This is a genomic window from Paenibacillus dendritiformis, from assembly GCF_021654795.1.
Lineage (GTDB): Bacteria > Bacillota > Bacilli > Paenibacillales > Paenibacillaceae > Paenibacillus_B.
Genome location: NZ_AP025344.1, coordinates 6,390,001 through 6,404,059 on the forward strand (window position 1 = coordinate 6,390,001; position 14,059 = coordinate 6,404,059).

The window sequence follows — 14,059 nt, forward strand, 5'->3', positions numbered from 1 at the left end:
AAGCTTAGAATCATCCTTATAGTTGATACTGAGTGAGGGCTTTCATTAAGGTTTGTTATTTTGAGTAGCAACCTCATGGAGCATCTCATCTCAAAAAACATACTAGGTTAAGCTAGTAAGAGCACACGGAGGATGCCTAGGCGCCAGGAGCCGACGAAGGACGTGGCGAACGACGAAATTGCCTCGGGGAGCTGTAAGCAAGCATCGATCCGGGGATGTCCGAATGGGGAAACCCGGCTGCTGTAATAGGCAGTCACTCGCACCTGAATCCATAGGGTGTGAAGAGGCATACGAGGGGAACTGAAACATCTAAGTACCCTCAGGAAGAGAAAACAATAGTGATTCCGTCAGTAGCGGCGAGCGAACGCGGAAGAGCCTAAACCGGAGAGCTTGCTCTCCGGGGTTGTGGGACGTCTCACATGGAGTCAGAAAGGCGTTTATTAGACGAAGAGGTCTGGAAAGGCCCGCCGTAGAAGGTAATAGCCCTGTACTCGAAAGTAAATGCCCTCCGAGACGGATCCCGAGTACCGCGGGACACGTGAAACCCCGTGGGAATCCGGCAGGACCATCTGCTAAGGCTAAATACTCCCTGGCGACCGATAGTGAAGCAGTACCGTGAGGGAAAGGTGAAAAGCACCCCGGAAGGGGAGTGAAATAGAACCTGAAACCGTGTGCTTACAAGAAGTCAGAGCCCTATGATGAAACTTGTTTTCATCAGGGTGATGGCGTGCCTTTTGTAGAATGAACCGGCGAGTTACGTTTACGTGCAAGGTTAAGGTGAAAAGCCGCAGCCGCAGCGAAAGCGAGTCTGAATAGGGCGAATGAGTACGTAGGCGTAGACCCGAAACCGTGTGATCTACCCCTGTCCAGGGTGAAGGTGCGGTAACACGCACTGGAGGCCCGAACCCACGAATGTTGAAAAATTCGGGGATGAGGTGGGGGTAGCGGAGAAATTCCAATCGAACTCGGAGATAGCTGGTTCTCCCCGAAATAGCTTTAGGGCTAGCCTCGGAGGAAGAGTCGTGGAGGTAGAGCACTGATTGGGTGCGGGGCCCGCCAAGGGTTACCAAGCTCAGTCAAACTCCGAATGCCATGGACTTATTATCCGGGAGTCAGACAATGGGTGCTAAGGTCCGTTGTCAAGAGGGAAACAGCCCAGACCATCAGCTAAGGCCCCTAAGTGTACGTTAAGTGGGAAAGGATGTGGAGTTGCCCAGACAACCAGGATGTTGGCTTAGAAGCAGCCATCATTTAAAGAGTGCGTAATAGCTCACTGGTCGAGTGACTCTGCGCCGAAAATGTAACGGGGCTAAACGTACCGCCGAAGCTATGGATTGATGCTTGCATCAGTGGTAGGGGAGCGTTGTGTACCGGGTTGAAGGCAGACCGGAAGGACTGCTGGACTGTACACAAGTGAGAATGCCGGTATGAGTAACGAAAAGACATGTGAGAATCATGTCCGCCGAAAGCCTAAGGGTTCCTGGGAAGGCTCGTCCGCCCAGGGTAAGTCGGGACCTAAGGCGAGGCCGAAAGGCGTAGTCGAAGGACAACAGGTTGAAATTCCTGTACCACCGCAGCCGTTATGAGCAATGGGGGACGCAGAAGGATAGGGACGCGAGCTGATGGATGCTCGTCCAAGCAGTGAGGCTGGTCAGTAGGCAAATCCGCTGACCGTAAGGCTGGGCTGTGACGGGGAGGGAAAATTACAGTACCGAAGGTCTTGATTTCATGCTGCCAAGAAAAGCCTCTAGCCAGGTGAAGGTGCCCGTACCGCAAACCGACACAGGTAGGCGAGAAGAGAATTCTAAGGCGCGCGGAAGAACTCTCGTTAAGGAACTCGGCAAAATGACCCCGTAACTTTGGGAGAAGGGGTGCCCCGGTAGGGTGAATAGCCCGAGGGGGCCGCAGTGAATAGGCCCGAGCGACTGTTTAGCAAAAACACAGGTCTGTGCGAAGCCGTAAGGCGAAGTATACGGGCTGACGCCTGCCCGGTGCTGGAAGGTTAAGGGGAGTGGTTAGCCGCAAGGCGAAGCTATGAACCGAAGCCCCAGTAAACGGCGGCCGTAACTATAACGGTCCTAAGGTAGCGAAATTCCTTGTCAGGTAAATTCTGACCCGCACGAATGGCGTAACGACTTGGGCGCTGTCTCAACGAGAGATCCGGTGAAATTTTAATACCTGTGAAGATGCAGGTTACCCGCGACAAGACGGAAAGACCCCATGGAGCTTTACTGCAGCTTGATATTGGACTTTGGTACGGTCTGTACAGGATAGGTGGGAGCCTTAGAAGCCGGAGCGCCAGCTTCGGTGGAGGCGCCGTTGGGATACCACCCTGATCGTATCGGAGTTCTAACCTGGGACCGTGAAGCCGGTTCGGGGACAGTGTCAGGCGGGCAGTTTGACTGGGGCGGTCGCCTCCTAAAGAGTAACGGAGGCGCCCCAAGGTTCCCTCAGAATGGTTGGAAATCATTCGAAGAGTGCAAAGGCAGAAGGGAGCTTGACTGCGAGACCTACAAGTCGAGCAGGGACGAAAGTCGGGCTTAGTGATCCGGTGGTACCGCATGGAAGGGCCATCGCTCAACGGATAAAAGCTACCCTGGGGATAACAGGCTTATCTCCCCCAAGAGTCCACATCGACGGGGAGGTTTGGCACCTCGATGTCGGCTCATCGCATCCTGGGGCTGAAGTAGGTCCCAAGGGTTGGGCTGTTCGCCCATTAAAGCGGTACGCGAGCTGGGTTCAGAACGTCGTGAGACAGTTCGGTCCCTATCTGTCGCGGGCGCAGGAAATTTGAGAGGAGCTGTCCTTAGTACGAGAGGACCGGGATGGACGTACCGCTGGTGTACCAGTTGTCTCGCCAGAGGCATAGCTGGGTAGCCAAGTACGGAAGGGATAAGCGCTGAAAGCATCTAAGCGTGAAGCCCCCCTCAAGATGAGATTTCCCACATTGGTAAGACCCCTTGAAGACGACGAGGTAGATAGGTTGGAGGTGGAAGTGCAGCAATGCATGGAGCTGACCAATACTAATCGGTCGAGGGCTTATCCTAACGAAGATGATTTGATGATTTGCTTTCGCATTCAGTTTTTAAGGTACAATACCTTATCTGTTTGGTGGCGATAGCGGAGGGGTTCCACGCGTACCCATCCCGAACACGACCGTTAAGCCCTCCAGCGCCGATGGTACTTGGACCGCAGGGTCCTGGGAGAGTAGGACGCTGCCAAGCAGACAAAGACCACTGACTTCTGTCGGTGGTTTTTTCTATATTCGGAGGAAGTCAGGGAACGCGGGGAAGGGACAGGGCATGGCATCCTGGAGGGGAAGCGATCTTGGAGACGTAAACCGTCGAGTGGCATCATTGTACCTTGAGGCATAAGCTCATACAGAGGCGTTATTGCATCTTGGAGGCGTTATCTTTTCCTGGAGCATCATCAGAGAGCATCATCGCATTCTAGAGGCGTCGTAGCCTCCTGGAGCTGAGCGTGTGGAGGGAATTGCTGCAATTTTACAGGAATTTTGGCACAATGAGCCCATATGCAGTGGAATTCCTGCAAATCTACATCATTTTGCTCGCAATTGCACCCGATTGAAGCAAAAAGGAGAAAAATCCTGCACTTTTGCAGGATTCTCTTTTTGGTGAAGTCGTGCATTCCGAATTGCTGCACTTTTGCAGGATTTCTTTTTGACTAAGTCGGGAATATCGAATTCTTGCGTTTTTCAGGTTTTCGTTTCCGGAATAGGCTCGTCCAGGGAAATCTTGCACTTTTGCAGCATGTTTTTGTGCAAGTCCAACAATGTATACGATACGCCCAGAAGAGTGTTAAATTGACATTCGACACAGGGGCATGCCGAGGCTGCTGCTGAACGATGTGTGACACAAGGGCATATCAGAGGCTGCGGCTGAACAATGTCCGACACAGGGGCATACCAGGGCAGCAACTGAACGACGTGCGTCGCAGGTGAATACCAGAGCTGCCTCTGATGGCGACATACCCTCTCGGCGTGCTTATTTCCGGCTACGTTCCGTTAGGCAATCCCGGAAAAAGCCATCCGGTCGCATCCAAATGCGCGTTTCTGCGCATAGAATCAGCTGGGGAGGGTCACCTTATGTGACAGGTTCTCCGATCGGGCGCTGTGCTCGTTCGGATCCGTCCTTTTGTCGAATGTATTTGTGGAGTGGACAATTATCTGTTTGCAAGATTAATGAAAATAATTGAAAACAAAGTGCAGATTCCTGCAACCTATCCTTGACAGGGGTAAAGCGCTTTGCTAAGATTGCAATTAATATATTGAGAGAGAGTCTTTAATCAGCGGACAAGCCCGTCATGACAAGGGTTTGTCCGCTGAGTGCAACTTTACATTAAGGGAGGAACTTACTGGTGTGGGAGTCTAAGTTTGCAAAAGAAGGGTTAACGTTTGACGATGTGCTGTTGGTGCCTCGCAAATCGAATGTATTGCCACGGGAAACAGATGTATCTACGCAGTTGAGCAGCAAGGTAAAGTTGAACATTCCGATGATTAGCGCGGGGATGGATACCGTAACAGAAGCGCCGCTGGCGATCGCGATTGCGCGTGAAGGCGGAATCGGTATTATTCATAAAAATATGCCGATCGAGCGCCAAGCCGAAGAGGTTGACCGCGTGAAGCGCTCGGAGAGCGGAGTTATTACGAACCCCTTCTCGCTGTCCCCCGAGCATACGGTAGAAGAAGCGGACCAGCTGATGGCGAAATACCGGATCAGCGGCGTTCCGATTGTAGATGAGCAGCATAAGCTGGTTGGGATTTTGACCAACCGTGACCTGCGCTTCGTCCATGACTACAATATCAAAATCAAAGAAGTCATGACTCATGACAATCTGGTGACCGCACCCGTCGGCACAACCCTTCAAGAGGCGGAAATCATTCTGCAGCAGCACAAGATTGAGAAGCTTCCTCTGGTGGACGAGACGAACACGCTGAAAGGCCTCATTACGATAAAAGATATCGAGAAAGCAATCCAATACCCGCAAGCAGCCAAGGATGAGCAAGGACGATTGCTCTGCGGCGCCGCGATCGGCATCTCCCAGGATACGTTCGATCGGGCGGCCGCGCTGGTTCAAGCGGGCGTAGACGTCATCGTCGTCGATTCGGCGCATGGCCACCATATCAATATTATTGAAGCGGTTCGGAAGCTGCGCCAGCTATATCCGGACCTGACGATTGTCGCGGGCAACGTGGCCACCGGCGAAGCGACCCGCGACCTGATCGAAGCAGGAGCTTCGGTGGTCAAGGTCGGCATCGGGCCGGGGTCCATCTGTACGACCCGCGTTATCGCCGGTATCGGCGTTCCGCAGATTACCGCCGTATATGACTGTGCCACGGTCGCGCGGGAGTATGGCATTCCGGTTATTGCGGACGGCGGCATCAAGTACTCCGGCGACATTACGAAGGCGATCGCGGCAGGGGCATCGGCCGTCATGCTGGGAAGCCTCCTGGCCGGAACGGAAGAGAGCCCGGGCGAATCGGAGATTTACCAAGGCCGCCGCTTCAAGGTATACCGCGGAATGGGTTCCTTGGGCGCGATGAAGCGAGGCAGCAAGGATCGTTATTTCCAAGACAGCAGCAATGAGAAGAAGCTCGTGCCGGAAGGCATCGAAGGCCGTGTCGCCTACAAAGGGCCGCTGGCGGATACCATTCATCAGTTAATTGGCGGATTAAAGGCCGGCATGGGCTATTGCGGCACGCATAACCTGACAGAGCTGCAGAACGATACGCATTTTGTCAAAATATCGGGTGCAGGTCTTCGTGAAAGCCATCCGCATGATGTGCAAATTACGAAGGAAGCGCCAAATTATTCCTTGTAAAATATTGATATCCCGTTTTACCGACAAAAGAAGGCAGGGTGCCCCACCCTTGCCTTTTTTTTGTCTGTCCCGCTGTGATAGAATAACATATGGATTCATTGGGAGAGGAGATGACGATAGTGTTGAAACAACAAGACGCGACAAGAAAAGGCAAGTGGAAGCGTATCATCGCTATTGCAACAGCTTGCCAGATACTGACCTTCACGCTGCTTCCTTCGGCTGGCATGGTCGCTGCCGAGGCTGCTGCCCAGACGGCAGAGAAAGGGGAAGCCGCAGCGAATAAGGGCGGGTCTGCGTCTGCGGTGAAGGCGACCAAGGAGTCGCTCAAATTGGAAGTGACATCGGCTATTCTTATGGAAGCTAGCACAGGACAAGTGCTTGTAAATATTGATTCAAATACCCCGAAGCCTCCGGCCAGCATGACCAAGATGATGACGGAATACATTGTCATGGAGAAGGTGAAGAACGGGGAGTTGTCGTGGGAAGAAGAGGTTACGACCTCCGAGCATGCTTCTCTGACCCGAGGCTCGCGCATCTTCCTCGCGGAAGGGGACAAGCATACGGTTCGGGATCTCTATATCGCGATGGCGATCGGATCGGCGAACGATGCGACAGTAGCGCTTGCGGAGCGGATCGCGGGCACCGAGAAAGAGTTCGCCAACCTGATGAACGAGACCGCGAAGAAGCTGGGCATGACGACGGCCCACTTCATCAATTCAACTGGATTGGGCCGGGAGGATATGCCGGAGAAGTTCCGGCCGGAAGGCACGGATGAGACCGTCATGTCGGCCATGGACGTGGCGAAGCTCGTGCGCGCCATTGTCATCAAGCATCCGGAATTCCGGGACTTCACGACCATCCAGGAATATAAGTTCCGCGAGCGTGACGAGACGCCGATTCAAAACCTGAACTGGATGCTCGAAGCGAACAAAGATATTCCGAACTTCAAGCGTTATGCTTATCCGGGCCTGGACGGGATGAAGACGGGCTTCACGAACGAGGCTGGGAACTGCTTCGCCGGCACGGCGGAACGGGATGGGATGCGCCTAATCTCGGTCGTCATGGGCACGGATATTAATGACAAAGGAAAACGGTTCGTTGAAACGGCCAAGCTGCTCGACCATGGGTACAACAACTATGAAGTCCAGCCCGTCGTGGCTCCGAAGCAGGCGGTCGACGGCGTCGCGGCGGCTCCGATTAAGAAGGGAGTCTCGACCGAGGTGCCTGTTGTCCCCGAGAACGGCGTAAATTTCGTCGTGCCTAAGGGCGCCAGCACGGAAGGCAAAATTACGCATGAAGTAAAGCTCACCCCGGCCAACGAGCTGATCGCGCCAATTAAGAACGGGCAGAAGATCGGGACGATTACGTTTACGTACAAAGACAACGGCTTGGAACAGAAGAAAACCGTAAATCTGATTGCTTCTGAAGAGGTGGAAAAGGGCAGTTGGTGGCGGTTATTTTTCCGGGCGATCGGAGAATTTTTCGTCGATTTGTTCCAATCCATTAAAAATTTGTTCTAAAAAACGGTTTTGGCCGTTCCGGCCAGGCAATTCCGACAAAATCGGTTGTGTATTCCCTGTTCTATCATGTACAATAGGGGGATAGACCATTACGGTTCGCCCGACAGGCTGCAGCACGGGATGCTGAGTATCCTCCGGGCATCATTACGATAGTAAAATGGCGGGAGGCAGGCATAATGGAAACAGGTACAGCTCGTGTTAAACGTGGTATGGCAGAAATGCAAAAAGGCGGCGTCATTATGGACGTCATGAACGCGGAGCAAGCGAAGATTGCGGAAGCGGCCGGCGCTACGGCAGTTATGGCTCTGGAGCGCGTTCCATCGGACATCCGCGCCGCGGGCGGCGTCGCACGGATGGCGGATCCTACGATTGTAGAGGAAGTCATGAAGGTTGTCTCCATCCCTGTTATGGCGAAGGCCCGCATTGGCCACTACGTAGAAGCCAAAGTATTGGAATCGCTTGGCGTTGACTATATTGACGAGTCCGAGGTATTGACTCCGGCGGATGAAGTGTTCCACATCGACAAGCAGGCGTTCACGGTGCCTTTCGTCTGCGGAGCGAAGGATCTGGGCGAAGCGCTGCGCCGCATTGGGGAAGGAGCTGCCATGATCCGGACCAAGGGTGAACCGGGCACGGGGAACATCGTGGAAGCTGTGCGTCATATGCGCTTGATTAACAGCCAGATTCGAAAAGTACAAAACTTGTCGAAGGACGAGTTGTATGCGGAAGCGAAAAACCTGGGCGTGTCGTACGAGCTCTTGCTTGAGGTGCATGAGAACGGCAAGCTTCCGGTCGTTAACTTCGCGGCGGGCGGCGTCGCAACGCCGGCTGACGCTGCTCTGATGATGCATCTGGGCGCAGACGGCGTATTCGTAGGCTCCGGCATTTTCAAATCCGACAGTCCGGAGAAATTCGCGCGCGCTATCGTGGAAGCGACAACCCACTTCGAGGACTTCGCGCTGATCGCGGAAGTGTCCAAGAACCTGGGCACGCCGATGAAGGGGATCGAGATCTCCAAGCTGGCGCCTTCCGAGCGTATGCAGGATCGCGGCTGGTAAGAAGGAAGGGAAGAAGAATGAACATCGGGGTGTTGGCCCTGCAAGGAGCCGTCAGAGAGCATATGCGCAGCCTGGAATCGCTCGGAGTCACCGCGTTAGCCATCAAGCATCCCGAACAGCTGCATGATGTGGACGGGTTGATTATTCCTGGCGGAGAGAGCACAACGATTGGGAAGCTGATGCGCAAATACGGCTTTCTGGAATCAATCGGGGATTTTGCCGCGCAAGGGAAGCCGATCTTCGGCACATGCGCCGGACTCATCGTGCTCGCGAAGCGCATCATGGGCCAGGGCGGGACGGAAGAGCCGCATCTGGCGCTGATGGACATCACCGTACGGCGAAATGCGTTCGGACGGCAGCGCGAGAGCTTCGAGACCGACCTGGACGTTATCGGGGTGAAGGAGCCGGTACGAGCCGTATTTATCCGCGCTCCCCTTATTACGGAGGTTGGTCCGGGCGTGGACGTGCTGTGCAAGGTCAACGAGGAGATTGTCGTCGCTAGACAAGGCCATTTGCTGGCCTGCTCTTTCCATCCGGAACTGACGGATGACGTTAATCTTCATCGATATTTTGCCGATATGGTTAAACAGAGCGGAATTGCAGCAGGATAAAGATAGAACGCGATGAAAAAAAACACCTTGACTTGCGATTCCTTCAAGGGACAGGTTAAGGTGTTTTTAATGAATGAGTCAGTCATAGAGGCAGAATCGGTGCTCCTTGCTTCGAGGAAGGGGCAATCGCCCTTTCTGCATGCGTAGGAGGAATCGGAAGTGTTAGATACGAGAGTATTGCGAAATGAGTTTGAGCGGGTAGAGCAAGCGTTGGAGCACCGCGGAAAATCGAAGGATATGATCGCGGAGTTCCCGCAGCTTGATGCCCGCCGCAGAGAGATGCTGCAGGAGACGGAGCAGCTGAAGAACCGCCGCAATGTCGTCTCGCAAGAGGTGGCGAAGAAGAAGAAGGCGGGCGAATCGGCCGACGATCTCATCGCCGAAATGCGCGAGGTCGGGGACCGGATCAAGGAATTGGATGAGGAGATCCGGAACATCGATGCCCAGATCGTCGAGATGACCTTGGCTATCCCGAACGTGCCGCATGAGAGCGTGCCTGTCGGCCTGAAGGAAGAGGAGAACGTGGAGATTCGCCGCTGGAGCGATCCGACGTCCTTCGCCTTTGAGCCGAAGGCCCATTGGGATATTGCCCAAGACCTGGGCATCCTCGATTTTGAAGCGGCCGCCAAGGTAACCGGTTCGCGCTTCGTCTTCTATAAGAAGGCCGGCGCGCGCCTGGAGCGGGCGCTCATCAGCTTCATGCTGGATGTACATACGATGCAGCATGGCTACGAAGAGATTATGCCGCCGCTTATCGTCAATCGGGACAGCCTCATTGGAACGGGACAGCTTCCGAAGTTCGAAGAGGATTTGTTCAAGCTGGAAGGGACGGACTATTTCCTCATCCCGACCGCGGAAGTGCCGGTCACGAATCTGCATCGGGAAGAGATTCTGAACGTGGAGGAGCTGCCGCGGTACTATACGGCATACAGCGCCTGCTTCCGTTCCGAAGCCGGAGCGGCGGGACGCGATACGCGCGGATTGATCCGCCAGCATCAGTTCAATAAAGTCGAAATGGTCAAGCTGGTCAAACCGGAGGACTCCTATGAAGAGCTGGAATCGCTCACTCGCCACGCCGAGAGCATTTTGCAGCAGCTGAAGCTGCCTTATCGCGTCATGGCGCTCTGCACGGGCGACCTCGGCTTCAGCTCGGCGAAGACGTACGATCTGGAAGTATGGCTGCCAAGCAGCGGTACTTACCGTGAAATCTCCTCCTGCTCGAACTTCGAGGACTTCCAGGCGCGGCGGGCGAACATCCGCTTCCGCCGCGATGCGAAGTCGAAGCCGGAATTCGTTCATACGCTGAACGGTTCGGGGCTCGCGATCGGCCGTACGGTTGCCGCGATATTGGAAAATTATCAGCAGGCTGACGGCAGTGTCGTCATTCCGGAAGCGCTGCGTCCGTATATGGGGGGATTGGAGCGCCTGGTTCCGTAACCAAATAGATACAGTTGCGCAGATAATTCAATCATGCTAAAATATAGACTGTCCGACTTGAATCGGGCAGTCAACCAATGGAGAGGTACCGAAGCGGTCATAACGGGGCGGTCTTGAAAACCGTTAGGGTGCAAGCCCACGTGGGTTCGAATCCCACCCTCTCCGCCATTATAGCGATAATAACGAAGCCTTTGCCGGCATGGCAAAGGTTTTTTTGCATATACCGGCATTGAAGCCGTACGGGAGACCTCGCCATAGTATAAAATCGGGGCTCGCGCCGCACACTGTAAAGGAATAGTGGAGGTGTGGTCATGAACGACAATGATATCGTACAAGTGGATCAGCATCAGCTGGTGGCTGCATGGCAGCAAACATTGACGAACAAATTAGAGCCGGGCAACAAAGCGACCGTTCTGCCGGATGCCGCGAATCCGCACGCATTTCTCATTCATATCGACAGCGACGGGCGTCAGAGCTATACCTTCGATTTCCACTGCAGCTATGTTGACTCACGGGAGGTTGACCTGAAGCTGATTGATGTCGAGCGCGACGGCGTGCATATTGACGAGCGCACCCAACCGGTGCAGGAGATGGCGCAGGATTACATGAGACATATTCATGAGTGTGCCCAGCATCTTCACGATCTGACCCATCATGGCGATACGACGGTGAACGGAGGGTAAGAATGGACAAGCGAAATCGGGATAAAAATTTGCGCAACGTGATTGATGATCTCGATACCGATCCGGTCAATTCGCATCATGCACAGCAGATCCAGCAGGATCGGAATGACCGCAGGCATCAGGACGCATTGAATCATGACAAGCCTACCGATCTGGAGCACTATTAACTACATTTGGAAAGGAACGTGGTTTTCCATGAGCAAGCCGAAGTCAGTCCCGGTTCCCGCCGCGGAGCAGCCGGTCCGCCATCGTGAGGCGGAAGGGCGCCAAGGCATTCAAGAGCCCTTGTCGGGCTCCAAGAAGGTCAAGACCGCCAATCATGTAAGCCATAATAACCCGGAAGGCTGAGTTAATCATCGATCGTAAGCCTTCATGCGCAGTGAGTTCACGGCTTTCTTTCCTCAACGGGAAGGAGGCCGTTTTTTGATCCAGGAATAAAGAGATTGAAAAATTTTTACCAACCGCAACCGAACCAGGCTCTATTCCGATATAATAATAGGTACGACATAGTAGAGAGGTGAATGCGATGACAGAACCCCTGAAGGAACAATCCGGATTAGCAGAGCAATCGCAGCGCGCTTGCGATGAGCAAGCCGGCGCAGGACATAATAGCAACGCCATGTTGGCAGCGTCCATTGAGGGATTAGATCCTGCGGCGGCCGTGGCGGCGCTGCAGCCGCCTTACCAGCATACGAAGATGGGCTTTGCCAAGATGCTGCGGCAGATTATATTCATTGCGCTCGGCTCGATCATGATGGGTGTCGGGCTGGAATTATTCCTCGTTCCGAACCAGATTACCGATGGAGGAGTGACCGGGATATCCATTATTTTGTCCCATGTCACATCCGTGCCCCTTGGCGTATTTCTCTTTCTTCTTAACCTTCCGTTTCTGATCATGGGATACAAGCAGATCGGAAAAACGTTTGCGTTATCAACTTTGCTTGGCGTCGCTGTCATGTCGTTCAGCACCGCTTTGCTGCATCCGGTGCAGCCGTTCACGGAGAATACATTTCTGGCAGCGGTATTCGGGGGCATCATTCTAGGGATCGGCGTAGGCTTGGTGATCCGCTTCGGCGGTTCGTTGGACGGTACGGAAATCGTGGCCATTTTGCTGAATAAAAAGACGCCTTTTTCTGTCGGCGAAATCGTCATGTTTTTCAACCTGTTCATTCTGACGAGCGCAGGCTTCGTCTTCGGCTGGGATCGGGCGATGTACTCGCTGATTGCCTATTACATTGCGTTCAAAATGATTGATATTACCGTAGAAGGCTTAAACGATTCCAAAGCGGTGTGGATTATTAGCGAGAACTATAAGGCCATCGGCGATGCGCTCCTGAGCCGGCTGGGCCGCGGGGTGACGTATATGAACGGGGAAGGCGGCTTCTCCGGCGACGAGAAGAAGATTATTTTTACGGTCATTACCCGGCTGGAGGAAGCGAAGCTCAAATCCATCGTCGAGGAGCAGGATCCGCAGGCGTTCCTGGCGATCGGCAATATTCATGACGTGAAGGGCGGACGCTTCAAAAAGAAAGATATTCACTAGGAAGCAGGGGAATAGGACATTTTTCGCATGTCTGCGCTGCAAGTCACGATTTTTAAATCTTTGGAACTCTTTTCAAATTGATTCGTATAGGTTAATATGGATTGGGTTATCCAGACATGATTAATTGGGATAGGGAGCTGAACGTAAACATGAAAAGATGGTACAAGGGCGCGTTGGCGATCTTCTTCGTCTTCGCTCTCATCATCGCGGGGTGCGGGGCCAAAACGGCTGCTCCGAGAGCGGCGGTTGAAGGCGCATTTGAAAAGGCGCTTGAATTGAAATCATATGGATTCGAAACATCCATCGTTATTGATGATTTGCAAATTAATGCAGCGAGCGCGACTGATCCGAACGCGCAGATGGTCATGAGCATGCTGAAGAACGCGGAGCTGAAAATCTCCGGCGCCGTACAGCAGGAGCCGCTGCAGCTTGAAGCGAACCTGGAAGTGAAGCTCCAGGGCGATATGGCCATGACGTTCACGCTTCCAATGGTGATGACGGAAGACAAAATGTGGATTAAAGTGCCAAACATTCCGATGCTTCCGATGCCAACCGAAATCGTTGGCAAGTTCATTGAGTTCGACCTGAAGCAGTTGGCTGAAGAATCCGGCGAACCATTGCCTACGGCAGCAGACATGAAGACGATGCAAAATGCGTCCAACGATCTGGTGAAGGCCGTGCTTGGCAAGTTCGACGAGAAAGCGTTCTTCGTGAACGTCGACAAGAAGGAGGCTGCTCTGCCGGAAGGTCTCGATGTGAATCAAATCGTGAAGTTCAACGTGAACAACGACAATTTCGATCAATTCGCGACGACCTTGGTGAAGGAGGCGCTTCCTGCCGCGCTCGACGCGCTGAACAAGGATGAGTATCTCAAGCTGTTCGAGCTGGAGAAGGCGGATATCGAAGAAGCGAAGAAGGAAATCGCTACGGATGATAACGAGTTGAAGAAGGGTATTGCGGAGATTAAAGAAACGATGAAGATTAATGAGCTCAGCTTGTTGACCGCCATCAATAAGGATCAATATCCAACGTACCAACGTGCCGTAGTGAATCTGGAGTTCACGGAAGATGGCGACAAAGTGAAAATCGCCGCCAAGATGACGAACCAATATACGAACATCAACAAGCCGGTTGAATTCAAAATCGGCAAGCCAGCGGATGCCATCACAATGGACCAATTAGAGGAAATGTTTGCTGGATATTAATGACACAGCGGGAAGAAAACCGGCTCTCCTAACGAGAGCCGGTTTTTCTTATGGAGTCCGGCAGATGGACTTGCCGGACCTGGCGATCAATCACCAGTTGCCGTTGGCTTTCTTTTCGCATAATGTATATAATGTCTATATACAATATGTAAGGTGAGTGG

10 protein-coding genes, 1 tRNA gene and 2 rRNA genes are annotated in these 14,059 nt (G+C 53.3%); all 13 read left to right on the forward strand.

Going from position 1 to position 14,059, the window contains the following annotated elements; genetic code table 11:
• Nucleotides 1-105 precede the first annotated feature (105 nt).
• The 13 genes from L6439_RS28405 (at nucleotide 106) to L6439_RS28465 (ending at nucleotide 13,898) form a co-directional block, all read left to right on the forward strand.
• Nucleotides 106-3,047 (forward strand): 23S ribosomal RNA (locus L6439_RS28405).
• A gap of 60 nt (nucleotides 3,048-3,107) precedes the next feature.
• A 5S ribosomal RNA gene (gene rrf / locus L6439_RS28410) occupies nucleotides 3,108-3,224 on the forward strand.
• A 1,153-nt stretch (nucleotides 3,225-4,377) separates the two neighbouring features.
• Nucleotides 4,378-5,841, forward strand: a complete 1,464-nt coding sequence (guaB, locus tag L6439_RS28415; RefSeq protein ID WP_213471412.1) for an IMP dehydrogenase — start codon at nucleotides 4,378-4,380, stop codon at nucleotides 5,839-5,841.
• 110 nt (nucleotides 5,842-5,951) lie between these two features.
• On the forward strand, nucleotides 5,952-7,361 hold the full coding sequence (locus tag L6439_RS28420) for a D-alanyl-D-alanine carboxypeptidase family protein (protein WP_237096678.1): 1,410 nt from the start codon (nucleotides 5,952-5,954) through the stop codon (nucleotides 7,359-7,361).
• Nucleotides 7,362-7,534: 173 nt separating this feature from the next.
• Complete coding sequence (gene pdxS / locus L6439_RS28425; RefSeq protein WP_213428595.1) at nucleotides 7,535-8,419, forward strand: pyridoxal 5'-phosphate synthase lyase subunit PdxS; 885 nt, start codon at nucleotides 7,535-7,537, stop codon at nucleotides 8,417-8,419.
• A gap of 17 nt (nucleotides 8,420-8,436) precedes the next feature.
• A complete protein-coding gene (gene pdxT, locus L6439_RS28430) occupies nucleotides 8,437-9,030 on the forward strand; it encodes a pyridoxal 5'-phosphate synthase glutaminase subunit PdxT (RefSeq protein ID WP_168179904.1) in 594 nt (197 codons plus the stop codon).
• Between the two features lie 159 nt (nucleotides 9,031-9,189).
• Nucleotides 9,190-10,467, forward strand: coding sequence for a serine--tRNA ligase (serS, locus tag L6439_RS28435; protein ID WP_168179903.1), 1,278 nt, complete (start codon nucleotides 9,190-9,192; stop codon nucleotides 10,465-10,467).
• Nucleotides 10,468-10,546: 79 nt separating this feature from the next.
• A tRNA-Ser gene (locus L6439_RS28440) sits at nucleotides 10,547-10,635 on the forward strand.
• A gap of 143 nt (nucleotides 10,636-10,778) precedes the next feature.
• Complete coding sequence (locus L6439_RS28445; protein WP_168179902.1) at nucleotides 10,779-11,150, forward strand: hypothetical protein; 372 nt, start codon at nucleotides 10,779-10,781, stop codon at nucleotides 11,148-11,150.
• 2 nt (nucleotides 11,151-11,152) lie between these two features.
• A complete protein-coding gene (locus tag L6439_RS28450) occupies nucleotides 11,153-11,317 on the forward strand; it encodes a hypothetical protein (RefSeq protein WP_168179901.1) in 165 nt (54 codons plus the stop codon).
• 28 nt (nucleotides 11,318-11,345) lie between these two features.
• Nucleotides 11,346-11,498, forward strand: a complete 153-nt coding sequence (locus L6439_RS28455; protein WP_168179900.1) for a small acid-soluble spore protein P — start codon at nucleotides 11,346-11,348, stop codon at nucleotides 11,496-11,498.
• Between the two features lie 364 nt (nucleotides 11,499-11,862).
• Nucleotides 11,863-12,693, forward strand: a complete 831-nt coding sequence (locus L6439_RS28460) for a YitT family protein (protein WP_374043249.1) — start codon at nucleotides 11,863-11,865, stop codon at nucleotides 12,691-12,693.
• A 149-nt stretch (nucleotides 12,694-12,842) separates the two neighbouring features.
• A complete protein-coding gene (locus tag L6439_RS28465) occupies nucleotides 12,843-13,898 on the forward strand; it encodes a DUF6612 family protein (RefSeq protein WP_168179899.1) in 1,056 nt (351 codons plus the stop codon).
• Nucleotides 13,899-14,059: the final 161 nt, after the last annotated feature.

Coding starts and splice junctions, on each gene's coding strand:
- L6439_RS28420 (WP_237096678.1), top strand. CDS start 5,952: ATGACGATAGTGTTGAAACAACAAGACGCGACAAGAAAAGGCAAGTGG.
- pdxT (WP_168179904.1), top strand. CDS start 8,437: ATGAACATCGGGGTGTTGGCCCTGCAAGGAGCCGTCAGAGAGCATATG.
- L6439_RS28445 (WP_168179902.1), top strand. CDS start 10,779: ATGAACGACAATGATATCGTACAAGTGGATCAGCATCAGCTGGTGGCT.
- L6439_RS28450 (WP_168179901.1), top strand. CDS start 11,153: ATGGACAAGCGAAATCGGGATAAAAATTTGCGCAACGTGATTGATGAT.
- L6439_RS28455 (WP_168179900.1), top strand. CDS start 11,346: ATGAGCAAGCCGAAGTCAGTCCCGGTTCCCGCCGCGGAGCAGCCGGTC.
- L6439_RS28460 (WP_374043249.1), top strand. CDS start 11,863: ATGCTGCGGCAGATTATATTCATTGCGCTCGGCTCGATCATGATGGGT.
- L6439_RS28465 (WP_168179899.1), top strand. CDS start 12,843: ATGAAAAGATGGTACAAGGGCGCGTTGGCGATCTTCTTCGTCTTCGCT.